The sequence below is a fragment of the Streptomyces sp. NPDC002206 genome, assembly GCF_053593595.1.
This window is the reverse complement of record NZ_JBSFCW010000017.1, coordinates 120,580-147,225: the sequence shown is the minus strand read 5'-3', so window position 1 is coordinate 147,225 and position 26,646 is coordinate 120,580. Positions and strand designations below refer to the sequence as shown.

Annotated in this window: 22 protein-coding genes and 5 pseudogenes; 12 read left to right on the top strand and 15 right to left on the bottom strand. The window is 68.2% G+C overall.

What is annotated here, in order from left to right; all coding sequences use genetic code 11:
- Positions 1–376 precede the first annotated feature (376 nt).
- Entirely contained in the window at positions 377–1,270 is an 894-nt protein-coding gene (locus tag ACWCP8_RS27080; protein WP_451118640.1) for a phosphotransferase family protein, read from the top strand.
- A gap of 127 nt (positions 1,271–1,397) precedes the next feature.
- Here ACWCP8_RS27080 and ACWCP8_RS27075 read toward each other — a convergent pair whose 3' ends face one another.
- Entirely contained in the window at positions 1,398–2,834 is a 1,437-nt protein-coding gene (locus tag ACWCP8_RS27075; protein WP_352271840.1) for an FG-GAP repeat protein, read from the bottom strand.
- Between the two features lie 472 nt (positions 2,835–3,306).
- Between ACWCP8_RS27075 and ACWCP8_RS27070 the strand changes: the two genes are divergently transcribed.
- Entirely contained in the window at positions 3,307–4,170 is an 864-nt protein-coding gene (locus ACWCP8_RS27070; RefSeq protein WP_451118638.1) for an ISAs1 family transposase, read from the top strand.
- 256 nt (positions 4,171–4,426) lie between these two features.
- Positions 4,427–4,782: pseudogene (locus ACWCP8_RS27065) on the top strand (MFS transporter); the annotation flags it as partial.
- Between the two features lie 206 nt (positions 4,783–4,988).
- Here ACWCP8_RS27065 and ACWCP8_RS27060 read toward each other — a convergent pair.
- From ACWCP8_RS27060 to ACWCP8_RS27030, 7 genes are all read right to left on the bottom strand, one after another.
- The gene (locus tag ACWCP8_RS27060; RefSeq protein WP_352271844.1) at positions 4,989–5,873 is read right to left on the bottom strand and encodes an ABC transporter permease; all 885 of its coding nucleotides are present in this window, start codon (positions 5,871–5,873) and stop codon (positions 4,989–4,991) included.
- The gene (locus ACWCP8_RS27055) at positions 5,873–6,796 is read right to left on the bottom strand and encodes an ABC transporter permease (RefSeq protein WP_352271846.1); all 924 of its coding nucleotides are present in this window, start codon (positions 6,794–6,796) and stop codon (positions 5,873–5,875) included. The genes ACWCP8_RS27060 and ACWCP8_RS27055 overlap by 1 nt, the downstream gene beginning before the upstream one ends.
- Positions 6,797–6,804: 8 nt before the next feature.
- Positions 6,805–7,986 (bottom strand): ABC transporter ATP-binding protein, encoded by a 1,182-nt coding sequence (locus ACWCP8_RS27050; RefSeq protein ID WP_451118635.1) that lies wholly within the window; start codon positions 7,984–7,986, stop codon positions 6,805–6,807.
- Positions 7,986–9,197: an extracellular solute-binding protein gene (locus ACWCP8_RS27045; protein WP_352271850.1), complete on the bottom strand. Its 1,212-nt coding sequence runs from the start codon at positions 9,195–9,197 to the stop codon at positions 7,986–7,988. The genes ACWCP8_RS27050 and ACWCP8_RS27045 overlap by 1 nt, the downstream gene beginning before the upstream one ends.
- A 49-nt stretch (positions 9,198–9,246) precedes the next feature.
- A complete protein-coding gene (locus ACWCP8_RS27040) occupies positions 9,247–10,233 on the bottom strand; it encodes a LacI family DNA-binding transcriptional regulator (RefSeq protein ID WP_352271851.1) in 987 nt (328 codons plus the stop codon).
- Positions 10,234–10,358: 125 nt separating this feature from the next.
- Positions 10,359–12,596 (bottom strand): beta-glucosidase, encoded by a 2,238-nt coding sequence (locus ACWCP8_RS27035; protein ID WP_451118632.1) that lies wholly within the window; start codon positions 12,594–12,596, stop codon positions 10,359–10,361.
- 396 nt (positions 12,597–12,992) lie between these two features.
- Positions 12,993–13,544, bottom strand: a complete 552-nt coding sequence (locus ACWCP8_RS27030) for a hypothetical protein (RefSeq protein WP_451118630.1) — start codon at positions 13,542–13,544, stop codon at positions 12,993–12,995.
- Positions 13,545–13,904: 360 nt separating this feature from the next.
- On the opposite strand from ACWCP8_RS27030, the gene ACWCP8_RS27025 reads away from it, so the two are divergent.
- From ACWCP8_RS27025 to ACWCP8_RS27015, 3 genes are all read left to right on the top strand, one after another.
- A complete protein-coding gene (locus ACWCP8_RS27025) occupies positions 13,905–16,004 on the top strand; it encodes a glycoside hydrolase family 3 protein (RefSeq protein ID WP_451118628.1) in 2,100 nt (699 codons plus the stop codon).
- Positions 16,005–16,361: 357 nt separating this feature from the next.
- Entirely contained in the window at positions 16,362–16,604 is a 243-nt protein-coding gene (locus ACWCP8_RS27020; RefSeq protein WP_451118626.1) for a hypothetical protein, read from the top strand.
- Between the two features lie 135 nt (positions 16,605–16,739).
- Positions 16,740–17,249 carry a lactate racemase domain-containing protein gene (locus ACWCP8_RS27015; protein WP_451118624.1) on the top strand — a complete coding sequence of 170 codons (510 nt, stop codon included), beginning with the start codon at positions 16,740–16,742 and terminating at the stop codon, positions 17,247–17,249.
- Positions 17,250–17,723: 474 nt separating this feature from the next.
- On the opposite strand, the gene ACWCP8_RS27010 is transcribed toward ACWCP8_RS27015, so the two are convergent.
- The gene (locus ACWCP8_RS27010) at positions 17,724–18,788 is read right to left on the bottom strand and encodes a LacI family DNA-binding transcriptional regulator (RefSeq protein ID WP_352271861.1); all 1,065 of its coding nucleotides are present in this window, start codon (positions 18,786–18,788) and stop codon (positions 17,724–17,726) included.
- Between the two features lie 116 nt (positions 18,789–18,904).
- Here ACWCP8_RS27010 and ACWCP8_RS27005 point away from each other — a divergent pair.
- A pseudogene (locus ACWCP8_RS27005) lies at positions 18,905–19,283 on the top strand (transposase); the annotation flags it as partial.
- A gap of 169 nt (positions 19,284–19,452) precedes the next feature.
- Here the strand turns inward: ACWCP8_RS27005 and ACWCP8_RS27000 are convergent.
- Together ACWCP8_RS27000 and ACWCP8_RS26995 are read right to left on the bottom strand one after the other, a co-directional pair.
- Entirely contained in the window at positions 19,453–19,698 is a 246-nt protein-coding gene (locus ACWCP8_RS27000) for a hypothetical protein (protein WP_352271612.1), read from the bottom strand.
- A complete protein-coding gene (locus ACWCP8_RS26995) occupies positions 19,682–19,933 on the bottom strand; it encodes a DUF6400 family protein (protein WP_352271614.1) in 252 nt (83 codons plus the stop codon). Before ACWCP8_RS26995 ends, ACWCP8_RS27000 begins: the two co-directional genes overlap by 17 nt.
- Positions 19,934–20,265: 332 nt before the next feature.
- Between ACWCP8_RS26995 and ACWCP8_RS26990 the strand changes: the two are divergent.
- From ACWCP8_RS26990 to snpA, 4 genes and pseudogenes are all read left to right on the top strand, one after another.
- Positions 20,266–20,684: pseudogene (locus ACWCP8_RS26990) on the top strand (helix-turn-helix domain-containing protein); the annotation flags it as partial.
- Positions 20,685–20,719: 35 nt separating this feature from the next.
- Entirely contained in the window at positions 20,720–21,466 is a 747-nt protein-coding gene (locus ACWCP8_RS26985) for a class I SAM-dependent methyltransferase (protein ID WP_451118621.1), read from the top strand.
- A gap of 18 nt (positions 21,467–21,484) precedes the next feature.
- Positions 21,485–21,619: a hypothetical protein gene (locus tag ACWCP8_RS26980; RefSeq protein ID WP_352271620.1), complete on the top strand. Its 135-nt coding sequence runs from the start codon at positions 21,485–21,487 to the stop codon at positions 21,617–21,619.
- A gap of 503 nt (positions 21,620–22,122) precedes the next feature.
- The gene (gene snpA / locus ACWCP8_RS26975) at positions 22,123–22,887 is read left to right on the top strand and encodes a snapalysin (protein WP_451118619.1); all 765 of its coding nucleotides are present in this window, start codon (positions 22,123–22,125) and stop codon (positions 22,885–22,887) included.
- A 241-nt stretch (positions 22,888–23,128) separates the two neighbouring features.
- Here snpA and ACWCP8_RS26970 read toward each other — a convergent pair.
- Positions 23,129–23,335, bottom strand: a pseudogene (locus tag ACWCP8_RS26970) (XRE family transcriptional regulator); the annotation flags it as partial.
- Between the two features lie 218 nt (positions 23,336–23,553).
- On the opposite strand from ACWCP8_RS26970, the gene ACWCP8_RS26965 reads away from it, so the two are divergent.
- On the top strand, positions 23,554–23,949 hold the full coding sequence (locus ACWCP8_RS26965) for a hypothetical protein (protein ID WP_352271623.1): 396 nt from the start codon (positions 23,554–23,556) through the stop codon (positions 23,947–23,949).
- Positions 23,950–24,409: 460 nt separating this feature from the next.
- On the opposite strand, the gene ACWCP8_RS26960 is transcribed toward ACWCP8_RS26965, so the two are convergent.
- The 3 genes and pseudogenes from ACWCP8_RS26960 to ACWCP8_RS26950 all read right to left on the bottom strand — a co-directional run bounded on the left by ACWCP8_RS26960 (position 24,410) and on the right by ACWCP8_RS26950 (position 26,502).
- Positions 24,410–25,213 carry a hypothetical protein gene (locus ACWCP8_RS26960; RefSeq protein ID WP_352271625.1) on the bottom strand — a complete coding sequence of 268 codons (804 nt, stop codon included), beginning with the start codon at positions 25,211–25,213 and terminating at the stop codon, positions 24,410–24,412.
- An 84-nt stretch (positions 25,214–25,297) separates the two neighbouring features.
- Positions 25,298–26,119, bottom strand: a pseudogene (locus ACWCP8_RS26955) (IS5 family transposase).
- Positions 26,041–26,502: a hypothetical protein gene (locus ACWCP8_RS26950; protein WP_352271626.1), complete on the bottom strand. Its 462-nt coding sequence runs from the start codon at positions 26,500–26,502 to the stop codon at positions 26,041–26,043. The pseudogene ACWCP8_RS26955 and the gene ACWCP8_RS26950 overlap by 79 nt, the downstream one beginning before the upstream one ends.
- Positions 26,503–26,646: the final 144 nt, after the last annotated feature.

The following is a 26,646-nucleotide window of genomic DNA, read 5'->3' as shown; positions in this document are numbered from 1 at the left end:
AGGCGTAGAGAACCTCGATCATCTCAAACCAGCAGGGACACCTGTCGCCGTATCAGCCGCCAGCCCCCACAGCTACCTGCGGATTCGGGTCTGACTCATCCAGGCTGAGCGCGCTGGCTCGGCTGGAAGCGCACAGCGGGCTCACCCACGCCAGAGAGTGGACGACATTCGGCTGCCTCGTACGTAATGATGGACAGCTTCCCACTGCTGTCAGAAAGGTCTGTGAGCGCGGCTTGACATGAGTCATCAGGCGCGTTCACAGCCCCTTTCGGTGCCTGAAGAGAGGCCATCCGCACCGTTGCGGGCCTGGTCGGCGACCGCGCGGCCACTCGATGACCACCGCTGACGTCGTGTGGCCGATTGATATCGTCCGCGAATGACCAGTCGCAGCCGCGACCGCGTCGCAGACGTCCGCAGCGTCGTGATCGCGCACATGCCCGACTACCAGGTCGACTCCGTCGTGCAGCTCGGCGAGGGCCTGGACAACCTGGCGTACGAGGTGAACGGTGAGCTGATCGTGCGCTTCAGTAAGGAGCCCGACCTGGCACGGCGGGCCGCTCTGCTGAACCACGAGGCCCGCGTGCTTGCTGCCGTCGCCGACGTTTCGCCGCTGCCCGTGCCCCAGCCGACGTTCACGGTCGCGGAGCAGGGTTGTCTGGCCTACTTCAAGCTTCCCGGCGTGCCACTGGTGGGTATGCCGCGGCACCAACGATCGGCTCACGGCACGTCGATTGGCGCCGCGCTTGGCGAGCTACTCACTGCGCTGCATGCTGTTGCGATCGATCGGATGGCCGTGGAAACGGACCACCAGCCGGTGGCCGAGTGGCGACATGAGGCCATGGAGAACTATGTGACGGTGGCCGAGCAAGTACCGGCGGCGCAGCGCCGATCCGTCGAAGCGTTCCTGGACGCCGCACCACCGCACGCTGGCTGCACCCCAACGTTCTCCCACAACGATCTGGGGATCGAACACGTTCTCGTCGACCCGGTCGCATGGACGGTGACCGGCATCATCGACTGGAGTGACGCCGCCGTCGTCGATCCGGCCTGCGACTTCGGGCTGCTCTACCGCGATCTCGGCCCCGCGGCTACCCGCGCCGCCATCAGCACCTATCGAACCGACGCCAACGACGTCGCGGCTCTCAGTGAGCGCGCCGTGTTCTATGCCAGGTGCAGTGTCTTCGAGGATCTGGCATACGGCATCGAGACGGAACAAGGCAATTACGTCGACAAGAGCCTTGCCGCGATGGAGTGGCTGTTTCCGTCATAGCCGCCTCATCTCGACCGAGCCGCCAGGGACATCAACCCGCCGGGAGGGAACCAGCACCCCCAATGATGCAAGGAATTGGGCTATGAACGCGGCTTGACATGGATCATCAAGCCGCGTTGACAGACCTTTAAAGCCCCAGCACCTCGCCGTACTTGATGGCCCCGTGGGGCAGTGCGAAGCCGAACGGGGTCAGCGACTTGCCCAGCGGGTACGTCTCCTCGGTGCTGCTCGGCACGAACCAGACGCCACCCGACCTGGGCTCACCGGCGTTCTCCCCCGGCGCGCTCACCCCGGTGTCCCACAGTCCGTCGCGGTTGTAGTCGCCGACGGCCACCTGGGCGCCGAAGCGGTCGCCGGCCTCGGCCGTGCCGGGCATGTTCGTGGTGCTCTGGCTGCGGGCCAGACCGCCGTAGAGGCCGTGCTCCGTGCCGTTCATGGTGACGTACCCGCCCGCGTCCTTGACGGTGCCCACGTCCTCGCCGGGCACGCCGACCACCAGTTCCGGACGGCTGTCGCCGTTCAGGTCGCCCGCGGCCAGCGCGGCGCCGAAGTCGTCGCCCTCCTCGGCGGTGCCGCCGACCTCCGGGTTCGACTGGGTGATGCACTCGCTCTCGGTGCCGAAGTTCGCGGTCTTCGAGCCCTTGAGCAGGAGCACCGCACCGCCGAGCCGGTCCTCGCAATGCGTGGTCTCCGACTCGGGGTTGGGCTGTACGAGGCCGACCGCGAGGTCGTCCGTGCCGTCCCGGTCGAAGTCGGCGGCGGCGAGCGAGCTGCCCCGGTCGGCGTCGGCGTACCACTGGGCCGGCTTGGCCTGGTCGTCCCAGCGCATGATGAAGGTGCTGGAGTCCTCCATGCCCTGCCAGGTGACGGCGAGGTCGTCCCGGCCGTCGCCGTCGAAATCGCCGGTTGCCAGGTCGCGGGTGGCGCCGCCCATGCTGTAGCGGCGCAGGGTGGTGGTGGTTACGGGGGCCGCGGTGAGCGGGCCCGGGCGGAACCGAAGCGAGCCGCCCTCCTCGCTGTTCTCGCCGTACGCGAGGTCGGTGTCGCCGTCGCCGTCGTAGTCGCCCGTGGCGATGGTGCGGCCGATGCTGCTGAACTCGCCCGCGCCCCTGGCCACGGTGGTGCCCTTGACGTTCCATCCCGAGCCGTCCAGGACGGTGATGGTGCCCTCGTCCTTGAGCTGATCGGAGGTGAGCGACTCGCCGCTCGCGCCGACGACGAGCTCGAAGACGCCGTCGCCGTTCACGTCGACGGGTGCCACGGAGGACCCGAAGCGGTCGCCCGCCTCGGGCGTGCCGGGTATGCCGGCCTCAGCCTGGCTGATGACACCGGTGGACTGGCTCGGGCTCTGCGGGCCGCCATAGATCACGCTGATGTAGCCGGCCTTGGCCTTGCCGTCCACCGTGGCGTTGGGCATGCCGACCGCGATGTCCGCGTATCCGTCGCCGTTGAAGTCGAACCGCGGAGTCGTTGCAGCCGCGGCGCTCCCGGCGAGTGGCAGGGTCAGACCGGCGGCGGTGAGGGCCGCTGCGGCGGCGGTAACGGCCAGGGGGCGTGCACGCACGGGGAACTCCCGGAGTCGAAGGGGGGCAATGAGAGCGAAGGTTCTCGGAGATGTGACTCACGAGGTGTACGAAGGGTTGCGTGAAGGTGGCGGAACACGACTAGGGACTCGCCGTCTACGCGGGCACCATCGACAACCATCCCATCGGGGGTGGTCCCAAGCCCCTTCTGGTCAGCATGGCGATATTCAGGATCCCCCGCGTAACCACGGGACAGGCCAACAGTTGACGGGAAGCGGCCCCAGAGCGCGGATGAAGTCTGTGAACACGGCTTGACATGCCCGATCGCCTCCTTCAGCCCGTCGGGGCCGACGGGCGGCAGACAGACGGTGATGCGCTGTTTGCCCATGGTGTCCCCTTGTGTGGTGCGGTCCGTGCTCGGTGCGCGGTCGTGCGGTGTGGTGCGCGGCCCGCCTTGGCAGGCCGCGCCGGTCAGGCGGTCGGCGAGGGGCTCGCACCGCGATAGCCCTGGCTGTGCGTGTCCCGCCCAGCGGCGCGACCATCCGCCGGGTCATCAAGGACACCTGCCCCGGCGGCCTGGCCGACCTCCTCGGACACGACCCGGCCGGGACCGACACCCTCGCCCTGGACGGCAAGAGCGCCCGCGGCTCGCGCCACGGCACCACCCCGGCCGCCCACCTGCTGGCCGTAATGACCGGCGCCGGACTGACCGTCACCCAGCTGAAGGTCTCGGAGAAGACGAACGAGATCACCTGCTTCGCCGCCCTCCTGGACCCCTACGACCTGCGCGGAGTCACCGTGACCGGCGATGCTCTGCACACCCAGCGCGACCACGCCCGCTTCCTCGTCGAGGCGAAGAAGGCGCACTACGCGTTCACCGTGAAACGGAACCAGAAGAACCTCTATGAGCAGCTGCGGACCCTGCCCTGGGGCGAGGCTACGGCGAAGTTCTACGACCGCACCACCGGGCACGGCCGCCTGGAGACCCGGGTCGTGCAGGCCCTTACCGTCACCGACCTCGGCGTCGACTTCCCGTACGCCGCCCAGGTCGCCAGAGTCGTACGCCATCGCACCGACACCAAGTCCGGCAAACGCAACCGCGAGACGGTCTACGTCATCACCGACCTCACCAGCCGCCAGGCGTCCCCCGAGCGGATCGCGAAGATCTTGAGGGCTCACTGGGTGATCGAGAACAGGCTTCACTTTGTCAGGGACGCCGCCTTCCGGGAGGACGCCTCCAAGATTCGCACCGGCCACAGTCCGGAGAACATGGCCACCTTGCGCAGCTTCGCCATCAACCAGCTCCGCACCGCCGGCCACGCCAACATCGCCGCCGGACTCCGCACAACAGTCCTTCACCTTACGAGCAGCCGCTGACCCTCCTCAGTCTCAACTGACCTGCATCGATTCATGGTCAGGAGACTTTACAATCGCCCTGGCACAGCATGGGGCATGAGCTGGGAGTTCACCTCTTGAGGATCCTGCCGACATCGACTGCGTGACGGGAATCCGCAATTTCGCCGGCGCTGATGTCGGATTATCTTCATGCGGCGCGTGCTGGCTGACCATCGGGCACAGGTATGGCCCACGGTGGGGCGAGAACAATCAATCGCAATGTGCCTCGAGAAATTTCTTGAACCTCTCGAGCAAGGAGACGGTGGCCCGGCGCGCGCGGACAACAACGGTTGCCCTGGCCTGTGCTGGTGTCTTCGTCGCCTATCTGCCGGTGACCACAGTCGCTGTGAGTCTTCCGGAGATCCAGCGGGAGCTGGGTACGTCCACCGCGCAGTTGTCGTGGTCACCGATGCGTTCGTCCTGCCGGTCGCCGCGTTGATCCTCACCGCGGGCGTGTTCGCGGACGTGCACGGGCGCAAGAAGGTGTACCAGGTGGGCCTGGCCTTGTGTGCGGCGGGCGCCGCGGTGTCGCTGTGCGCCCGCTCGTCCGAGGTCCTGTGGGCCGGACAGGCGCTGGTGCCCTCGGGCAGTTCGTGTTCCGTTGTCCGGTAAGTGGGTCGTCCCTGCCGGCGTCGGCCAAACGATCGGCTCTGTCCCGAATACGGGACAGAGCCGAACGTTTTACAGTCCCGCGCCTGAACTGGGGCTGCATCCCGACCAAGGCGATCCTGTGCTCCCTCACGGCCGACAGGCCGGGGCAGCGCCCGATGGCGCCTCCCGGCCTGTCGGCCGACCAGGTGTCAGGGCTCCGGCTCCTCCTTCACCCTGGCCACCAGCTGGGTGGGGTTGACGAAACGCAGCGCCACCACGAGCAGGACCAGCATCATCGCCATGTAGATCACGGCCATGGAGTCGACCGCCTGCTGGGCCCTGATGCCGGAGGCCGACATCGAGTAGAACAGCGCAACCACCAGGGTCTGCGAGTCGGGCCCCGCCGTCAGAAAGGTCAGCTCGAACATGCCGACCGTCCGCACAAGGACCAGGATCGCCGCGGCCAGGATGCCCGGGACGAGCAGCGGCGCCAGGATCCTGGTGAACACCGACCACAGGCGGGCTCCCGACATACGGGCCGCGCGCTCGATCGACGGGTCGATCTGCTCGATGAACGGCGTCATCGTCAGGATGACGAACGGCACCGACGGTACGAGATTGGCCAGTATGACACCGGAGAGGTGACCGGCCAGGCCGAACTTGTAGAGCACGGTCGCCAGCGGAATGCCGTAAGTGATCGGTGGCATCAGGATCGGCAGCAGGAAAGCCAGGTAGATGATCCGCTTGCCGGGGAAGTCGCGCCGGGCCAGCACGTAAGCAGCTGGCACACCGACGAGCACCGACAGCAACACCACCGCGAGGCACACCTCCAGGGTCACGGTGATCACCTGCGGCAGCCCGAAGTCCTCCCAGGCCTGGGAGTACCACTGGGTGGTCGCCCCCTGTGGCAACCAGGTGTCGAACCACCGGGTCCCGAAGGAGTTGACCAGTACCGATCCGACGACACCGAGCAGGCCGAGCATGAAGAGGACAACCGCCCCCCATACCAGCCACGCCCCGGGGCCGGCCACGATCCTGTGCCGGGGCCGTGCCGCCGGGCCCGCGGCAGCGGGTGCGCCGAGTACGCCTGCCATCAGCCCTTCCCTCCTGTCGATCCGGTGTACAGGCGCGATCGCCACAGCATGACCACCGCGATCACCACAAGTTCGACGGCACCCATGATCATGGCGATCGCCGATGCGAACGAGTAGTCGTACTGCTCGTACGCCGCCTGGTAGGCGGCGATGGAGATGACCCTGGTCTCCCCGCTCGGGTTGCCGACCAGGATCGCCGACGGGAAGACGCTGAACGCCAGCACAAAAGTCAGGCAGAACGTCGTCGCCAGGCCGGGAGCCAGCAGCGGCAGGGTGATCCGGCGGAAACGCGCCCACCGGTCGGCCCCCAGGGTGGCGGCGGCGCGCTCCAGGGTCGGGTCGATGCCGGACAGGTAGGAGAGGATCAGCAGGAACGCGAACGGGAAACCGGTGATCACCAGGGAGAAGAAGACACCCCAGTAGTTGTTGACGAGTTGCACTGGTTGGTCGGTGAGCCCGGTGCCTTGCAGGATTCGGTTGAACCACCCGGAGGGGCCGAGGAAATTCAGCAGACCCTCTGCGGCCAGCACCGTGCCCAGGGTGATCGGTATCACCAGCAGGGTCGTGACCACACGCTTACCGCGGAACTTGCCGCGCATGCGCAGCGCGATCGGCACCGAGGCCAGCACGTTCAGCAGGGAGACCGGCACAGCAAGACCCAGCGTCTTACCGATCGTGTCCCGCTGGAAGGAGTCGGTGAAGAACCGCTGGTAGTTCGCGAAAGGATTGCCGCCCGAGGTCGGCTGGAACGACAGCCCCAGGCCGTACAGGAACGGGTAGACGAACAGGCCCAGTACAAAGACCACCGCGGGCACCAGCAGCAGCAGTCGGCTGTCCACACCGCGCTCCGCCAGCCGGTGCCGCAGGCCAGGGCCGTGCACACCGCGGTGCGCGTGCTCGGTGGTCTCAACGGGGCGTGGCATCGTGCCGGTCATGACGCAGCTCGCGCGGTCGCCTCGGCCGGAACGACCGCGGGAGGTGCGGTGGCCGCGTCCGACGGCAGCCCGGCGTCATCCTCCGCCAGGAACGCCAGCAGGCGGGAGGGGTGGGCCGTCAGCGTCAGCACGTCGCCCGGAGCCGGCCGCTCGCGGCTCTTCAGGTGCAGGCGCAATCCCTCCGGCGTGCGGGCCTCGACCGCCAGCTCGTGGCCCTGGTACTCCACCACTTCCACCACCGCGTGGAGGGTGTCCGGCACCGCGCCCGTGCCCGGGTCGCCGCCTGCGGCCTTCGTGTCCACCACCGTGAGGTCCTCCGGACGGACACCCACCACGACCGGCGACCCCGCCGGTATCCGGCCGACCGGCGTGGCACGCAGCCGCAGCCCGCGCCCTTCCACCACCAGCCCGTCCGCGTCCCCGGCCCCGGCGGTCAGCGGCAGCAGGTTGCGGAACCCCATGAAGTCCGCCACATGCCGGTTCGCCGGCCGATTGTGCAGCTCCTGAGGGGTACCGACCTGTTGTACCCGGCCACTGCGCAGCACGACCAGGCGGTCCGCCATGGACAGCGCCTCTTCCTGGTCGTGCGTGACGTACACCGTCGTCAGTCCCAGGCTCTGGTGCAGCCGCCGGATCTCGGTGCGCATCTCCAGCCGCAGCTTGGCGTCGAGGTTGCTGAGTGGCTCGTCCATCAGCACCACCGAGGGTTCCAGCACCACGGCACGGGCGATCGCCACCCGTTGCTGCTGGCCGCCCGAGAGCTGACCGGGCAGTTTGCCGGCGTGTTCCTCCAGCTGGACAAGGCGGATCGCCTCGTCGGTGCGGCGCTGGACCTCTGGCTTGGGCAGGCGCCGCATCTTCAGACCGAAGGCGATGTTGGCGCGCACCGACATGTGCGGGAACAGCGCATAGTTCTGGAAAACCATGCCGAACCCGCGCTTCTCCGGCGGCAGCACATCGATCCGTCGGTCGTCCTGCCAGATGCGCCCGGCCGTCAGCGGGAGCAGCCCGGCAAGGCAGTTCAGCGCGGTGGACTTGCCGCAGCCCGACGGTCCGAGGAGGGCGATGAACTCGCCGGCCCGGATGCCGAGGTCCAACCCGCTGAGGGCGTCCTGGCCGCCGAAGCGACGGCCGACCCCGTCGAGCCGCAGCTCTGTGAAACGGTTCTGAGTGGTCATCACTTCTTTGCTCCGCCGATCTCACGGTCCCACCGGTCGAAGGCCTTGATGACGGACTTCGCGTCCAGCGGGACCTCCTTGGGGTTGTTTGCGATCAGCGCGTCGTACTCGGACCGGCCGAACTTCTTGATCGCGTCCTGGCTCTTTTCCGGCGCCATGGACAAGTCGACCCCCTGCACCGCAGGACCGGGGTAGAAGTAACCGTCGTCGTACGCCTTGGCCTGCTGCTTCTTGGTGAGCATGAACTGCAGCAACTTCAGTACCGCCGCCTGCTGGTCGGTCGACGCGCCCTTGGGAATCACCGCGTAGTGCGCGTCGGTGACCCAGTGGAAGCCCTGCAGGGTGCTGACCTTCGCCTCCTGTGGCACGGTGCCCAGCACCCGCGGGTTGATGTCCCAGCCGGTCGTGGTCACGACGATGTCGGCTGAGCCGGTGGCCAGGTCCTTCATCGTCTGGCTCGTGCCTGACGGGTAGGTCTTGATGTACTTGTTGAGCTCACCCAGGTACGCCCAGGTCTTGTCCCAGCCCTTCTCCGGGTCCTTGGGGTCCTTGTCCCCCAGGATGTACGGAAGGCCCATCAGGAAGGTACGCCCGGGGCCGGAATTGGCGGGGCGTGCGTACTCCACCTTGCCCGGGTGCGCCTTGGCGTAGTCCAGCAGCTCCTGTGCCGTCGTGGGTGGCTGCGCGACCTTGCCGGGCAGGTACTCCAGCAGTGGTCCCGACGGGTAGTAGGTCACGGTCACGCCGTAGTCGCCGGCGAGCTCCTGCATCTTCGCCGCAGGTTCCTGGTAGGTCTTCATGTTGCTCAGCCGGTCGGCGTGGGCGGGCAGCACTTTCTGCCACAGGCCCTGCTCCGCCCCGGCCGCCATGCCGTCGACGCCGGTCAGTACCAGACCGATGTCCACCCGTCCGGCCCCCTGCTGGGCCTTGATCTTGCCGACCAGGTCGGGGGCGGGTGCGTTGGAGTAGGTGATCCGGGAGATGACCTTCGGGTTCTCCTTGACGAATTCGTCGATCATGCCCTGGGTGAGCTGGAGATTGCCGGCGACGTCCAGCACGTTGAGGGCGACCGGCTTGGACGGTGTCTCCGGAACGGCTTTGGGGGTGGCGTCCGTGCCCTGACCGGGAGTGGTGGGGGCGCCGCAGGCGGTGAGGAGCATGAGGGCGGCTGTGGCGGATCCGAGCATGGCTGTGCGGTGGGAAGTGCGCATGAGGGGTCCTTTCTCGGCACTGCGTGACATGTGTGGTGTGAGGGTTGAGTCAGAGATAGGGGACGGCGGTGGTGTTGCGGACGATGAGCTTCGTGGGCAGTGTCCGCTGCGGGTGGAAGTCGGCCTTCGGGTCGGCCAGCAGCTGCACCATCAGATCGACGGACACGCGTCCGGCTTGTTCCTTGGGAACGCAGAGGGTGGTGAGTGAGGGGTGCACCATCGCCGACGTGGGGATGTCGTCGATACCGATGACGCTCAACCGTCGTGGTACCTCGACCCCCTGGGAGGCCAGCGTCTGGATCAGCCCCAGTGCCATCAGGTCGTTGTACGTGATGACGGCCGTGACGTCGGAGGCGAGCGTCGCGTCCGTCGCCACGACGCCTCCCTTGAACTGCGGGGCGAAGTTGCCGATTTCGACCAGCTCCACCCGCACCGTCTCGGCGGCCGCTCGCACTGCACGCAGCCGCTCGCCGCTCGACCAACTCGAACGCGGGCCGGCGACGAAGCCGATCCGGCGGTGGCCGAGCGATACGAGGTGGTCGACCGCCTCGCGCAGACCGCCGGCGTTGTCCACCAGGCCGGCGGGCAGCAATCCGGAGCGCCGGTTGACCAGGACGACGGGTGCGCATCCCGCCGCCTCGCGCAGTTCGCCGTCGGACATCCGAGGGGAGCACAGGATGATGCCGTCGACCTGTATGGCCAGGGCGCGTACCAGACCGATCTCGAGGGCGGGCTTCTCGTCGCTGTCGGCGAGGAAGACCGCGTAGTCGGCATCCCTGGCCTGCGCCTGGATCCCCTTGATGACCATAGGGAAGAAGGGGTTGGCCAGGTCGGGGACGATCAGTCCCAGGTTGCCTGTGCGTCCGGTGATCAGTCCACGTGCCGCCCGGTTGGGCTGGTAGCCCAACTGGTCGGCCGTCCTCAGCACCCGCTCGCGGGTGCAGGGGTCGACGATGTCGGGCAGCGACAGTGCTCGTGACACTGTGGAAGCTGAGACGCCGGCCGCCTTTGCGACGTCGCGGATCGTTACCGCCATGACGGTCCTCTCCGGGGATGCGGATCGGGGGTGGGGCTGATCGTGTGTCGCCGGACCCGGCCCCGGAGCGTCGAGCGCTCGGTAGCGGCCGGGTCCAGCGACGAAGGCGGTCCCCCGTCAGGGCACTATCCCTGGTGGCCCCTGGGGGTGCGGATCGTGACCGTCTCGGTGAGCGGCAGGTTCGACGAGGAGTTGCCCACCTGGATGCGGTAGGTGCCGTCGGCGGTCTTCCACTTGCTGGCCCCGGTGTTCCACACGGAGAGCGGGTGGTTCGACGCCGCGGGGTCGATGGTCAGCTCGACCCGCTGCTTCTCCCCCGGGTCAAGCTGGACCTTCTGGAACCCCACGAGGCGCCGGGGCGGCTCTCCCGTGGCGGACGGCATACCGAGGTAGACCTGGGCGACCTCCGCGCCTGCCACCCGCCCGGTGTTCTCCACGAAGAACCGAACCTTGATCGGCGCGGTGCCGTCGGACCTCTCCGGGGTGACCAGCAGCTTCGAGATCTTGAAGTCGGTGTAGGAGAGCCCGAACCCGAACGGGAACGTCGGCTTGGCGTCGTTCGCGTCGTACCAGCGGTAGCCCATCTCCAGGCGTTCGCTGTACGTCGTCGTGAGCTTGCCGTCGCCGTCCGGGTCGACCCCGGGCCACTGCTCCACAGTGGCGTTGGCGCCCTCCCGCTGCCCGGCGGGGAAGGTCATCGGAAGCTTGCCCGACGGGTTGGTGATGCCGAACAGCAGATCGGCGACGATGTTGCCGTCCTCCTGCCCGGGATACCACGCCTCCAGCAGCGCGGGCACCTTGTCCGCCCAGGGCAGCAGGACTGGTCCGCCGTTCTTGAGCACGGCGACCGTGTTGGGGTTGGCGGCCGCCACCGCGGAGACCAACGCGTCCTGGTCGACCCCGTTGCTGACCGGCAGCGAGAGAGTGGACCGGTCCACGCCCTCGCGGGAGACATCGCCCACCATGACCACGGCGACGTCCGACGCCGCCGCCAGGGCCGCGGCCGAGACCGGGTCGGTCCCGTCGTTGTACGTCACGGTCGCGTCCGAGCCCAGTTTGCCCAGAGCGTTCTCCAGGCCCTGCTTCGGCGTCACCGTGTACGGGGAGGTGACGACGATGGTGTCCGACGGGCCCTGGGAGTTGAACTTCGCCTGCCCCGCGAAGGTCTGGCTGCCAATCAGCGCCACCGAGTGCAACGAGCCCGCGTCCAGCGGCAGGGTCTTCTTCTCGTTCTTCAGCAGTACGCTGCCCTGCTCGCCCAGCTCGCGGATCCGCTGGCCGTTGGTGCTGAAGTCGATGGGCGTCAGCGAGTTGACGGGATCGTCGAACTGGCCGAGCTTGAACATCACCTTGTAGCGGCGTTCGAGCATCTGGTCGATGTCGGCGGTCGCGATGTCGCCCGTGTCCAGCGCAGCATGGATCAGTGCGGGGGTGAACCAGAGCGGACTGGCGAACTCCAGGTCCAGCCCGGCCTTGATGGCCGGTGCGGTGCTGTGCGTGGCGCCGCGGTCGGACATCACATAGCCGTCGAAGCCCAGGTCACCGCGGAGCCAGTCGCTCAGCAGCTGCTTGTTCTCGCACGCGTACACGCCGTTGAGGTGCGGGTAAGAGCACATGACCGAGGCCAGGCCGGCATCCCGGCTGGTCATCTCGAACGGCAGCAGGTAGAGCTCGTGCATGGTGCGGTCGTCGACGACCGTGTCCATCTGCGACCGCTGCGTCTCCTGCTCGTTGGCCGCGTAGTGTTTGGCGACCGACTGGACGCCGTGCGCCTGCACCGCGTTGACCTGGGCGACCGCCATCCGTCCTGCGAGATAGGGGTCCTCGCCGAAGTACTCGAAGTTGCGGCCCGCGTTGGCGATGCGTCCGAGGTTGATGCCGGGCGTCAGGAGCACGTTGTGGGCGCTCGCCCGGGTCTCCTCACCGAGGATGTCACCCCAGTCGGCCGAAGCGCCCGTGTCCCAGGAAGAGGCCACGGAGAGCGCACTGGTGAGGCCGGTCGAGGTCGGGGCCACCTTGCAGTCCCCGCCGCCGAACGGGCCGTTGGTCATTCTCAGCGTCGGGATCGCCAGCGCGGGGATTCCCTCGACATGGCGGCCGGACGAAGAGAAGTCGCAGCCGGGGATATCGGCGTTGACAACCGGTTTCATGGCGATCTGCTGGATCTTCTGATCGAGCGTCATCGCGTCGACCAGCAGGTCGGCGCGTGCCTCCGGAGTGAGCGCGGTGTTCATCCAGGGCCGCTCCGCGGCCGCCGACATCGGGGACGCCAGGCCGGCGACGACGACGGTGCTGAGAACGACACACAGCAGGCGCAGTCTGCGCAGCGTGCGCGGTCCGGTGGATCCGGGGGGTCTTGGCACGGTGTGACTCCATTTCCTTGACGGGTCCACGAGCGAGAGGTGCGCAAGTGGTGCTACGCAGTACACGGAACGTGCCGCTCGGAGCGGTGCGCGGCCACTGGCCTTCGCAGCGCACGGGTAGGAGCGCCGAGTTGCGGACGATGGTGACTTCAAGCGGAACACCCTGGCAACTGGTTGCCATATGTTGCCTCCGACCGGGGCACGCCACTGCGTCGACAGATCCTCTGTCAGAACGGTTCGGAGGCAACGGGATTCGCCGACCGGCGGGCGGACGGGAAAGGGGGGCGTCGGGCGGCGGACAACTTGACCCCACCGGAGCCGCGGTCCGCTCCGGGCCTCGCGCCGGTTCCGGCATCGACCGCGCGGGCCCGGACGGCGAGCGCCGCCGCACCGATGTCAATCAGCACGGCGAGCAGCTCGCCAAAGCGGTGTCGTCCACCGCGCGGCAGGCCGCCTCAGCGCCGCCCGTCCGCCGAGATCCCCGGACGCGGTTCCCCGGGCCCAGCGGTACGGCCGCGGTGGCGGCGCAGGCGAGGATGGTGGAGCCCGGTTCCAGGGTGATGCCCGCTTCGATGGCGAGCCGCGCCGCGGCTCCAGGGTGCGCGGCGGATGGCCGAGGATCGCCTCGGTGGAGCCGGTCCGGACCACCGGGCCGTCGATCTCCAGCAGCACGGCCAGGTCGGTGAGGCCGACGGGCTCGCGCCAGGGGCCGGCCGCGTAACCGGCGGCCGAGGTGTTGTCGGCGACCACCTCGTGGAGGTCGAAGCGGAAGGCCTCGTAGCGGGAGTCGATGACCTCCAGTGCGGACGCCACCGCCGCGACGGCCTCGGCGCCGGCACCCAGGGGACGCCCCAGGGGGAACGCCACCTCGGACTCCACGCGGGGGTGGACCAGGCGGCCGACGTCGACCCGGCCATCGTCGGCGACGAGCATCCCGTGATAGTTCACCTGCGAACGGCACGAGGCACGAGGCACCGCGATCGCCCTGGGATCCCCCGGCCTCCTTGTTGGACATGAAACAAGATTCATCGCCCCGCGCCTTGCCAGGGCCCTGCGAACGCTTTCAGAATCGGCACACCGACGATCGACAGCCGCCACCCACGCCGCACCGCCCGTGGTGGCTCAGCCGACTCAGAACCCGCGCCGGCGCCCTCCGCCGCAGCCCAAGATCCGCTGCCGAAGCCGGGTTCTGCATCCCCAGGAGCAGTCCGCCCTGCCCCGGGCCGACGCATGCCGTGCCGCGGCCCCCGCCGCTCCCCCGATACAGACAACGGCCTCGTACAGATGACGGCCAAAAGGAGATGCCCCATGCGCTCGATCGCACCGTACGCAAGAAGGGCCACGTTGTCCCTGCTCGTGCTCGCCCTGCCGCTGTCGGTGGGCCTCGACACGAACGCCACGGCGGTGGCGCCCGCACAGGCCCCCGGCGGCGACGGCCACGACCCGCAGATCGGGGCACAGACGAAGAGCGTGCTGACCGTCCACGGGAAGCGGTTCAAGGACTCCAACGGCAACGGCCGACTCGACCGCTACGAGGACTGGCGGCTCCCGGCCGAGCAACGCGCGGCAGACCTGGTCACCAGGATGACGCTGCAGGAGAAGGCCGGCCTGATGCTCGCCGACTCGCTGAACATGGGGTCGAGCCGGTCCTGCCCTGCGGGCCCGGGCAACGGGTTGCTGTGCGAGACCGGCAACGGCAGGTCGGGTGCGGAGGCGACGTTCGGGACCACCAAGCGCATCCAGGACCTGGGCGAGCGCTACTTCATCATCCGCGACAACCCGACCGCGAAGGACCTGGCCATCTGGGTCAACCGGGTCCAGGAGGTGGCGGAGAACACCCGGCTGGGCATCCCCGCGATGATGGTCTCCAACCCGCGCAACCATGTGAACCCCGACCAGGCCTTCGGCATCAGCGAGGCGACCGGCCAGTTCTCGACCTGGCCCGGCACACTCGGCCTGGCCGCGACGGCGGACCCCGCGCTGGTGAAGGAGTTCGCGCAGATCGCCGCGAAGGAGTGGGTCGCCTCCGGCATCCACAAGGGCTATATGTACCAGGCGGACGTCGCCACCGAACCGCGCTGGACCCGCGTCAGCGGCACCTTCGGTGAGAGCCCGCAGCTGGTCGCGGAGATCACGCAGTCGCTGGTCGAGGGCTTCCAGGGTAAGAAACTCGGCCCGGACGGCGTCTCGATGACCGTGAAGCACTTCCCCGGCGACGGCGCCGTGGACCAGGGCCTCGACCCGCACTTCGCATCCGGCCGGTTCGCGACCTACCCCACCCCCGGAAGCCTGACTAAGTACCAGCTCCCCTCCTTCAAGGCTGCGATCAAGGCTGGTACGACCTCGATCATGAGCTACTACAACGCCCCCAGCAACGCGCTCAGCGTTCCCCAGCTGAAGGGCGGCGCACCGTTCGAGGAAGTGGGAGGCGCCTACAACAAGGCGATCATCACCGACCTGCTGCGCAAGCAGCTGGGCTACAAGGGCTATGTCAACACCGACAGCGGCATCATGACCACCACCCCGTGGGGCGTAGAGGACCTGACGGTCCCGCAGCGGTACGCCAAGGCCCTCAACGCCGGCAGCAACCTGTTCTCGGTGACCGGCGACCCGGCCCTGCTGGCCCAGGCGGTGACCTCGGGGCTGGCACCGGAGAGCAGGCTCACCGAGTCGGCCCAGATGCTGCTGACCGAGCTCTTCAGGGTCGGCGCCTTCGAGAACCCCTACGTCGACCCCGGCCGGGCCCAGACCATCGCAACCGCCCCGGCCTCCCAGGCCAAGGCCGACAACGCGAACCGCAAGTCCGTCGTGCTGCTGCGCAACGACCGTGGGCTGCTGCCGCTGACCGATGGCAAGGCGAGGAGCGGCAAGCTGTTCGTGGAGGTCGTCACCAAGACGGGCGGCGCCGCCCAGACCGAGGCGCTGAAGGCTCTGATCCGCAGGACGGACCCGTCGGTGGTCCTTACCGACAACCTGAACGAGGCGACGGACGCCCTGGTCTGGGCGAGGCCGAACACCTTCACCGTCTCCGACGCGGAGGGCCAGTCCCTCGAGCTCAATGCCGACACCGGCATCGACGTGGCCCGGATCAAGGCCATCGAGGCCGCGGCGCCGACCGCCCTGGCCGTCAACCTCACCAACCCGTGGATCATCAAGGACATCGAGGCCGGGGCCGCAGCGGTGCTGGGCACCTTCGACGTGAAGTCCGAGGCACTGATGGACGTCGTCCGCGGCCGCTTCGCCCCCACCGGCAAACTGCCCATCACCCTGCCGGCCGACAAGCACGCGGTCGACATCAGCAAGCCCGACGTCCCCGGCTACGACGAGGGCCCCGGATACGTCTACCGCGACCACAACGGCACGGCCTACGGCCTCGGCTACGGCGCGTCGTACCGCACGGTCGGCTGAGCCGGCCACCGCACCGACGCTGCCTGCCCCGTCCGGACCCCGATCCCTCAACGGTCCGGACGGGGCGGGCGGCGTCGCGACGGCCCGGACTGCTTGATGGCCCGTCACCGCAGGCGGAGCGTCACTCCTTGTACGTGTCGACCACAGCCTGGATGTCGAGCTGCCGTATCCCCCGCATGGCCTTCGTAGCCCGCTCGGACTTCACCGGGTCGGGGTCGCTCAGCAGATCGGTCGGCGTCTTCGGGACGACCTGTCACGACAGGCCGAACGTGCCCTTCAGCCAGCCGCAGGTGCCCCCCTCCCCGCCCTCGCCGAGCATCGCCCAGAGCTCGTCGGCCTCCCCCTGGGTCGCGCAATATGAGCGAGACAGCACACCTGGTGGCCGGCCACAGCACCGGCGGAGCAGTGACGCGGGCTGCGCGTATCGGAGGCCCCGACGTGGTCCTCACCGATGAGCAGGTGAGGGCCTTCGGCGCGGAGCAGCTCGCCGCCGTCGACCTGGACGGCAAGAGTGTCTGCGTGGTGGTGCCCGACGGCACCCGCAGTTGCCCGCTGCCGCTGCTGCTCTCCGCCGTAACGGAGCGCTGTCCGGGCGGGTGAGCCGACTGACCGTGCTGATCGCCCTGGGCCACCCACGCGGCCATGGGCGAGCGGGAGCTGGGTGGCCCATCTGGGCTGTCCCGAGGGTGGACCGGAGGAGCGCCACCCGGGCCTGACGGTGCTCAACCACGCGGGGTGGGAGATGTCCACGTTCGCCTCGCTCTGCATCATCTCCGCCGACCGGTCGGCGAGCTCTCCGGTGGGCTGCTGCACAACGGCGCCGAGGTGCGGCTGAACCGGGCCGTGGTGGAGCATGACGTGGTGCTGGTGGTCGGACCGGTCTTCCCGCACGAGGTGGTCGGGTTCTCCGGCGGCAACAGGTACTTCTTCCCAGGCGTACCCGGCGCCGACATCATCGACTTGTCGCACTGGCTGGGCGGCCTGATCACCAGCGCCGAGATCGTCGGGACGCACGGCATCACCCCAGTGCGGGCGCTGATCGACGAGGCCGCCGAGCTGATCCCGAGCCGGCGCCGCGCGCTGTGTGTGGTTGCCCAGTCGGGCTCGGGGGCGTTGCACGCCGCGTTGTTCGGCACTCCGGAGGAGGCCTGGGTGGCGGCTGCCGACGTCTCCGCCGAGACCCATGTCCGCTACCTGGACGCACCCGTCAAGCGGGGTGTTGTCGATCATGCCCGAGAAGTATGAGGACATCTGGACCGCGGCCAAGGACGGCGGCAAGGTCATCCTCTACGCGCCGCACGTGCGGGAGATCTCTGCGACGAACCCGGAGATTGCGGAGATCGGCTACCACTGCCGCGACTACTTCACCAAGCAGTGGGACGGTTCAAGGGCCTGCACTGAGGCGTCTTGGCCCACTCCACCCACCTGCGCGGCGCCGGCGCCTGGGACGGGCAGCACGGCGAACGACTCCGAGTCATCGTCACCCTGGCCACCGGCATCCCCGAGGAGGTCGTCCGCGGCGCCAACCTGGACCACCTCGCCCCGTCCGAGGTGGACATCGAGGCATTCAGCGCCGACCCGGACACCCTGGTGGTTCCCCAGGCCGGCGATGTCCTGTTCCGGCTCCGCTGCGCAGTAGGCCTGACCAGCGGACCTTCGTCCCGCAGGCAGCAACCCAGCTGGTTGGCCGCGAGCGCATGGTCCGTCGGGCAGGCCCTGTCACCGCGAGCCGGGGGCGGGGCCGTCCGGGGCTGCGGGACGAGCCTGCCCCCGACCGCGCGGGGCAGTGGATCCGCGTACCACCAGCCGGGTCGGCAGTACCATCGGTCGGCCGGTGCTCGCATGGGCACCGCCCAGGACCGAGAGCAGATCGCGGACCGCCGTGTACCCCTGGGCCCGCAGCGGTGCCGCCACCGTGGTCAGGCCCGGGGTGACCAGCTCCGCGCCGAAGATGTTGTCGAAGCCGACGACGCTGACGTCCTGAGGCACCCGCTGCCCCGCCGCCTGCAGGCCGCGCATCAGGCCGATCGCCAGCTGGTCGTTGTAGGCGATGACGGCCGACGTCCCTTGGCGGCCGAGCTCCTCGGCGGCCATGGTCCCTCCGACAACCGTCGGCGGGTACGGCCCGATCCGGTGCACCCGGAGCTGCAGTTCTGCTGACACTTCGCGCAGTGAGCGCCACCGCATGCCGTCCGCCCAGGACGCCTCCGGCCCGGAGACGTAGGTGACGGTGCGGTGCCCCAGGTCCGCCAGGTGCTGGACAGCCAGCCGCATTCCGTGGACGTTGTCGGTGACGACGCTCGGCACGTCGGCGACGTGCCGGTTGAGCACGATCATCGGCCGCTGCTTGGCGGTCATCCGGATCGCCGAGTCCGACATCCGCGAGCTGGCGAGGACGACGCCCTCCACGGTCGGCAGTGCCCGCTCCAGCGCCTCCCGCTCCAGCTGGTGCGACTCCTGGGCGTCGACCAGCAGGATGACGTACCCCGCCTCGGCTGCGGCGGACTGCGCACCGCGGATGATCTCCCCGTAGAACGGGTTGGTGATATCCAAGATCACAAAGGCGAGCATCGAGGTGCGCCCGGTGGGCAGCGCGCGGGCCAGCGGGTTGGTGCGGTAGCCGAGGTTGGCGGCGACCTGCCGGATCCGCTCGGCGGTCTCGGCGTTCACCCGGCCTGGCCGGGAGAAGGTTCGGGAGACCGTCGAGGCGGCCACCCCCGCGGCCCGTGCGACGTCATAGATCGTCGGCGGGCGCCGCCCTACGGGTGGGGTTGGTTCGGCCACGGGTTTCACCTGCTCCGTCCTTTGACGTGCGCGACAACAGATGGCAACCGCTTGCCGTCCACTTGTCGCATCAGCTTAGACGGTGTCCTATGTGGGGTTCGCTCGCTGGGCTGGTCATGGGGCGGGGTACGTGGAGTTGGATTGTTCCGGACGGGCTGTGGGAGATCGCGAGGGCCGTTGATCCCGGAGGCCCGGGTGCGGCCGCAGGGCGGCGGGACGCAGAACACGCCTGATGAATCGCTGTTCGCGGCGATCATCTACGTGCTGGTGAGCGGGTGTTCCTGGCGGGCTCTGCCGCCCTGTTTCGGGATATCGAAGTCAACGGCCCATCGCCGTTTCATGATCCGGACGCGGGCCGATGTGTGGGGCTGGCTGCACGAGGCGGTCCTGCACCAGCTCGACGAGGCCGGCCTGATCGACGTCTTTCCGCGTCGTCCTCGACTCCGCCCACGTACGCGCTAAAACAGGGGCGAACTTACAGGTCCGAGTCCCGTGGCCCCCTACCGTGTCCAAGGTCAACAACCGTGAGCCAGAACCAGGACCGATGCTGACGACCTGCTGACCTGAGCCCCCGCAAAATAGCTCTGACCTGCATGAATGCCAAGACAGACCGGCCAGCACTTAGTCCTGTGACCAACAGGCCACGTTCTGAAACGGCCGTCGGTCACCAACCGGGTGTGCTGTCGTCGCGGCGGGTGACGCCGGGCCGCGTGTTCACTGACCACATATGTGTGCACCGCGGACACTGAAGGTGAACGAACGGTCCATTGCTGGATATCAGATAGCGCCAGTGCTCACCACAGTTACGGCGGTCGGCGCAGGGCTCGCAATGGCGGGCGTCGTCGCAGACGGGGCAGTCGAGCCAGGCGCGGCGGGCGACGTCCGCCTGTGGATCAATGGGCAGCCGCACGGCCCGGCTCCCCTCCTGGCAGGACGCCGGCCGCCACGAGCAGATCGTAGGTGCGCTGCTGCTCGGCGTCGAGGTTCGAGTAAAGGAGCGTGTAGGCCTCGTCCTCGCTCTGGAGAGCGGCGACCGGGTTCCAGTCGGGCCCGAGTGCGGTCACGACCTCCGCCCGTCGTCGAGCTTCCTCGAAGGTCAGATCGATGGTGAAGGGTATGGGACCGGTGAGATTTTCCTCGTTCATTGTGCGACCTTCGATGAGCTGTCGGAATTCCACATGTATCAGGCGACTGCAGCGACAGGGAAGGGTGACCTAAGTCGACCCGGAGCGACGCGGAGTCTGGCCCGTCAACGGGGAATCTTCAGATCGGCAGACAGCGGTGGGTCGTTGCCGGCACCGGGAGCCAACAGCGAACACGGTCCCGCAGACGGCACTGTGACGTACTTCACGGGGTTTGCCGCATCGACCTTGGCGCGCTGACGCGCGAGCCGGCGGTGCAGCAGGTGAGCCGGGCTACCAGCCATCCGTCTCTGGGGCCAGCAGATCTCCACGGACGCCGACCGGCCCGGCCACACCTGCCCCGGTCAGTGTCGTACTCAGTGCTGGCGGGTGCGACGGTGACGGAGGTCGCGGCTTCGCTGGGTGTGTCCAGGCAGACGGTGAGCGGGGGGAAGTCGCGGTATGCCGCCTCGGGTCTGGCGGGTCTGGCGGACCGGTCGCGCAGGCCGGCGTCCTGTCCGCAACAGGCGTCTGCCGAGGTGGAGGCGGCCGTGGCGCGAACTCCTGGACGGCTGCAGTGTGTTCGAGAGAATCGGGGCGGCTCAGGCGGCGCTGGATGCGTGGGTAGAGGAGTGCAACTCCTCCCGGCCGCATCAGGCGTTGGACATGCAGTCTCCTGCCGACCGGTTCACCCCGGTTCCCGAGCGGGAGTGGGGGTGTGCTGGGCGTGAGCGTGCCCGGAGTACTGGTCGTCGAAGGAAAGGCACAAAGTGCGACGCTAGACACCTTCAGCCCGTCAAGAATGTTCGTATGACGATCACTTCGCAGGCTCGCTCGTTCGACTTGGCTGCCGCCAGCTACGCGGCGAACCGCCCTTCATACCCGCCCGCCTTGCTCGACGCGGTCGAGGAACTCACCGGCTGCTCCCTGAAGGACGCCCGTGTCGCGGACGTTGGGGCCGGCACCGGACTCGCGACGCAGCTCCTCCGCGCCCGCGGTGCGAACGTCATCGCGGTCGAGCCCGGCCCCGGAATGGCCTCACAGTTCCGCCTCGGCCTGCCCGAAGTCCCACTCGTGATCGGTGACGGCAACACCCTGCCGCTGGCCTCCGGCTCCATCGACATCCTCACGTATGCCCAAGCCTGGCACTGGACCGATCAACGCAAGTCCGTGCCGGAAGCTCTCCGAGTCCTTCGCACCGGTGGTGCCCTCGCCCTCTGGTGGAACGACTCAGACAGCGCTGTTCCGTGGATTGCCGACCAGGACGCCCGCCTGCGGCGCCTCTTCGGAGCCGACGACAGCGCCCCCGACCCCATGGCTCGATTCCGCGGACTGCCGCCCGAGCTCGGCTTCGTCAATCGGCACGTGCCGTGGACCCGGAGCGTTCCACTCGATAAGCATCTCGCCAACCTCTCCAGCTACTCCGACTTCCTCGTTCTCGGCAAGGAGGCGACCAACACGTTCCTTGCCCAGGAACGCGGCCTCCTCGCCGAGGTCTTCCCGAACGGGACGGTCGAAGAGCACTACGTGGTCAGCTTGGCCGTTGCCATCCGTTGACGCAGCACTGCGACAGGCGTGTTGACGGTCAGGGTCGCGGTCCGGGTGGCGGCGCTGCCGATCCTGGAGGCGGGCGAGGAACCGACCGACCTCTCCCCCACGCCGCTCGCCGGGCTGCACGGCGGGCCCGGCTTCCATCCTGATCAGGACTGAGCGGCGGCGGCTCAGCGGTGAGGGATGTCGCCCAGCGCCGAGGGTGACTCCCTGGGGGCGACTCGGAGCCGGTGGAGCGCGAAAGAAAGGGGCCCATATTTTATGACGTCGGTCACAGCGCTCCGGCAACCAATCGGCGTACTTAGTAGACGCGACGTGGTAAATATCTGAGCATTTGTCCGTTTTGCCCTGAATGCGGGTCTCGCCGCGCGTCCCGGAATTCCGCCCGGCCGGCCCGCACGCCCGCTGCCCTGTGATGTAAGGCTTCTGACGTCGCGACAGCTTTCCCCCCCGCCGCCATGTGCGGACTGGAGTCCCGCGCACTGCCCTGGCGAGGTCCTGGGACCTACGAGGCGACGTAGTGACGGGACCCTTGCGCTCCCTGTCGAGCCGTTCTAAGAATGACGACCCACAGGACGTCGCTGCAGTTCGGAACCGGTGTTCACACAGAGCCGACCGCGCACTGGGCGCTCGGCGTCACCGAGTGAGTAGGAGCCCCCCACATGAAGTCGTCCCGAACGTCCGCGAAACTCCTCGCCCTCGCTCTCGGCCTGGGTCTGGCCTCCAGCGCGCTGGGCGCGACGGTGCCGGCGAGCGCCCAGACGGCCGCCACCCCGTCCGCTTCCGCCGGCACCTCCGCGGCCCGGTACAACGGGTCGGTTGAGGAGGCCGCGAACAACAAGGCGTTCTTCGAGGCTGTGCTCAAGTCGGTCGCCGAGAAGCGCGCCGCCCAGCCCAACGCGCAGGCGGTGACCGTCTACTACAACGCCTCCCAGGCACCGAGCTTCCGTTCGCAGATATCAAGCGCGGCCTCGATCTGGAACAGCTCCGAGTCCAACGTCAAGCTCCAGGAGGCTTCGAGCGGTGCCGACTTCTCCTACCACGAGGGCAACGACCCGCGCGGGTCGCACGCCACCACCAACGGCCACGGAAGCGGCGACATCTTCCTTGACTACGCCCAGAACAAGCAGAACGACTCGGTCCGCGTCGTCACCCACGAGACCGGGCACGTGCTGGGCCTGCCGGACGACTACAGCGGGCCGTGCAGTGAGCTGATGTCGGGCGGCGGCCCCGGCCCGTCCTGCACCAACCGCTACCCGAACGCCACCGAGCGCTCGCGTGTCGACCAGCTGTGGGCCACCGGACTCGCGCAGGCCCGGGGCACGGTGAACCAGCCCGCTGACCACCTGAGCGCTGCACCGCCGGTACGGACCGGGGCGCCGGGCCACGGTCCGGGGCGTCCGCTCCACAGCACGTCCTGGCGTTGATTGCGTTCCCAAGTGGGAAGCGGCTCGCTGTCGAGGATGGCTTCAGCCACATGCTCAAAGAGGGTCGTCTGAGCACTCTTGCAGGCTGGCCGACAGACGCTGGTGCTTTGTATGGCTGTCCTGGGAGGGCGGAGCCGGGAGGGCGAAGCCAACCGCCCACTGGTTGGTGACCTTGAACGTGGTCAACAGGGCCGGGTTGGTCGCCAACACTGCCAGCCCGGCCACGATCAGCAGAAGCCGGGCTGCTGAGCGCGTCGTCGTCCCCCAGCAGTGCAAGTGCGTTCCCGCACCATCGCGCCAGATGGCCACCGTTCAGGAAGATGCTCAACATGTCCGGGTCGCGGGCTTCTTCGCCTTCGGGGAGGCAAGCGGCGGTTCGGTCGAGTGCCTGGCGGCAGTCATCCGGCATCCCGGCCTTGGCGCAGAGCTCCGCCTCGGCTGCGTACAGTCACGCCCCCAGTCGTGGCAACACCTGCTGGTCGCCCAATCAGCATTTTGCTGCCACGCGTTGTGTGCCGGTCTTCCAGGAGGTACGCCGCTGTCCGAGGTCGTTGATGCCAACGTTGGATGTCAGGCGTTGCTTCGGTGGCCATGCCTCACGGGTGCTCGCCGCCATTCCGGGCACCCGTCTGCCGCTCCTACTCCCCAGCCTGCGAGAGTATTCCCATGCTGCTGGATCCCGAGAACACTCTGTTCGTCCGTGGCGCCACGCCCGTGCTCCTACTGGCCGACGCGCCTGTCCACGATGCCCTGCCGCTCTTGGCCGCGCCCGACGGGGCGGTGCCCTCCTGTGAGGGTTGGAGCATCGTCCCCCGACTCACTCTGTGTGTCGTAGACGGACCGGGGGACCACGGGCTCGTCGTCCCCGCTCTCGCTGCGCCGGTGGTCGGCGGGGCAAACGATGGTGGGGCATCCAGCGGCATGGCCGACTGGTGCGAGGACGCCGAGCAGGCCGGTGGAGCGGTCGTCCTGTCTTTGGACCAACTGCCCGACGTACTCGACTGGTCTGCCCTGCTGTCCTCGGGCACGGTCCGCGGCGGCTTCATGCCTGCGCTGGCTTGACCTCGGCAGTTCCGGAACGGCTCAACCAGCATTACGCCTGCTGGCTTGCGAGCTGTGAGCCCCGGACCTCTTCGTCCCGAAGCAATTCGATAACTGGCCGGAGCTACGGCGCGACCATCGTTGACCTGGACCGATGGCGCGTAGAGCGTGTCTCCTTGATGGATGGGCCAGTTGATCGGATGTGTCTGTCCGGTTAGTGATTACTGATGCGATGTGGGACCGGATCGAGCCGCTGGCCGGCCGATCCGGTCCGTGGATGACGGTGGGCTGACCACCGCCGAACTCTTGGGGCCCCCGGCTGTCGGTCCGTCGTAGGGAAGGGCAAGAAGGAGCGGCCTCCGGCCGCGCGTCCGACGGCAGCCGCTGAGCGGGCAGGTTGAGCCCGTCCTGGTCTGCTCGGCCGACGCCTGCGGCTGCATGTCTACCCGGTACTTGTCTCCCGGTCGGCGGCGGAGTTCGGTCAGTCGCTCTCCCGGTAGTTCATGAACCAGTGGGTGTCGAAAAAGCGGGCCATCGTGAACGGGTGGTGCGGGTCGATGAGGATGCGGCAGACGAACTCCGCGGCCTGGCAGTCGAAGGGGACGTGCTCGCCGTCGAAGGACCGGACCACGACGGGCCACCGGTCGGGGTCGTCGCCGTCGGCCCTCCAGCAGTACATGTTCTCGTGCTCAGTGCTCGCCCAGATGAGCAGGCCGCCCTCCCTGAGATGCGTCCACGGCTCCTGGTTCAGGTCCAGGAAACCGTCGAAGGCGCCCTCGCCAAAAGTCTCGACCATGCGCCTGTAGTCACTCGGCAGCGCGGTGCCCAGGCGCGACTCCACCTCAGCCCAGTCCACGTCCGGCCGCTGGGCGGGCTGTGTCCAGCCGGTGATCCGTTTGAGCCGCTCCATCCAGTCGATGTCCTCGTCCTCGTGCGGAGCGACCACCAAGGGTTCTGGCACCTCCCTGTGCGCGACCACCAACACCGGCCGCTCGACCCCCTCTGTGTCCCGCGCCGTACCCGTGCCGACCCACCGGTCCCCGTACGCCCACGCCCTTATCGTCACGGCCCGGTCCTCGAAGGGGACGAGGAGAGCCGCGCCCCTGGACTCGTCGACCGTCGGATCGGTGAAGCCGTCGAGGACGAGGGTGCGCGGGGCGCCGTACCTGCCGTCGAGCAGGTCGGTCAGGTCCTGCGGGTCCGGGTCGCTGGGCAGGTACATGTAGCTGTCCCCCGAACCGAGTTGGGCCAGCAGGTCGTTGACGGTCGCTTGTGTGAGCTCCATGGCGGACAGTGAAGCGCACCGCACTGACAATGGACGTGCTCACAGACGTACCTGACGTCGATTCGAGAGGCGTTGGATCCCACTTCATTCAGCGAGTCTGCGGTGGCATATGAGGGTCGCCGCGTTGGCGGTGAAGGCGAGGGAGTGCTCGGGCTTGCGCTCGTAGCGGCGATAAAGACGCCGGTAGCCTGACAGCCAGGGCATCGTGCGCTCCACGACCCACCGGTGCCGGCCCAGCCGCTGGGACGACTCAATGCCTTTGTGGGCGATGCGATGGCGGATGCCGCGGGAGTGGAGCCCGCGTCGGAGGTGCTGGTAGTCATATCCCTTGTCTCCGTGTAGCTTGGCGGGCCGTCGACGCCGACGGCCGCGTCGGCAACAGATGGGCGGTATGCCGCGAACCAGCGGGATGAGAGCCTGGCTGTCGTCGAAGTTGGCGGCAGAGATACCGATCGACAGTGGCAGGCCGTTTCGGTCGACGGTGAGGTGGATTTTCGATCCGCTCTTGCCACGGTCGGTCGGATTCGGTCCCGTCAGCTGCCCCTTTTGAGAGCTCGGACGCTGACGGAGTCGATCGCGCACCGCGACCAGTCCAGCATGCCTCGGGAACCCAGTTCGTCCAGGACCAGCCGGTGAAGCCTGGCCCACACCCTGGCCTGGAGCGAGGTGGGGTGAGTCGAGGTCTGACCTGCGGGATACGACTTCGGCGTCCACTGTCTCCGGCCTCCGCCAGCAGCCGCAGTTCCCCGTGAGTCCCCGCCCGGTCTGGCGCGGTTGTGGCACGGCACCTTCTGATATGGCTCCGTTCGTGACAAGGCGGCTGGTGTTCAGGCGGGACGCCACCGAGCCAGGTAGTCCGGCCCTTCTGGGAGGTAGTAACCGCCGGGCCGCTCGTAGGACCGCCACTCGGGCACGAGGTGTTGGGCATCCGCCGGCGCCTTGCGCCGAGGGGCGAGCAGCACCTGCAACTCGTCGTAGCGCGCGTCGACACCCCCGGCCCCTGGATGCGTGTCAGCGGCAGCCTCGCCTGCCTCGTACCGGGCATTCCATGAGCAGAAGATGTTCCACTGCTCTCGTTCCATGTCCAGGGTCAGGCGGTCGGCGGGCCAGACGAGGAACTCCTCGGCGTCGACTTCAGGGTTCGCACAGCCGTCGAATGACTCGAAGTAGTGCGGCAGCCCTCCAATGGAGGCCAGGCCCGAACGAGGGGCGTCGTACCAGTCGTTCTCCACGTAGACCTGCTCGAATCCCACCTCCAGCAGGCGCGCCCATTGACCCCGTTCACTCATCCACCCATGATCCATCGGACAGGCATCGGGAGAACAGTTCGCGATGTCCCTAGTTTGGAAGACGCCGTACGCAGATGACGCCTGACCTGGGGCGGTCCTGACCAGGGTCTCTACGACGGGCAGACCGTGACTTCCCGCCATTCC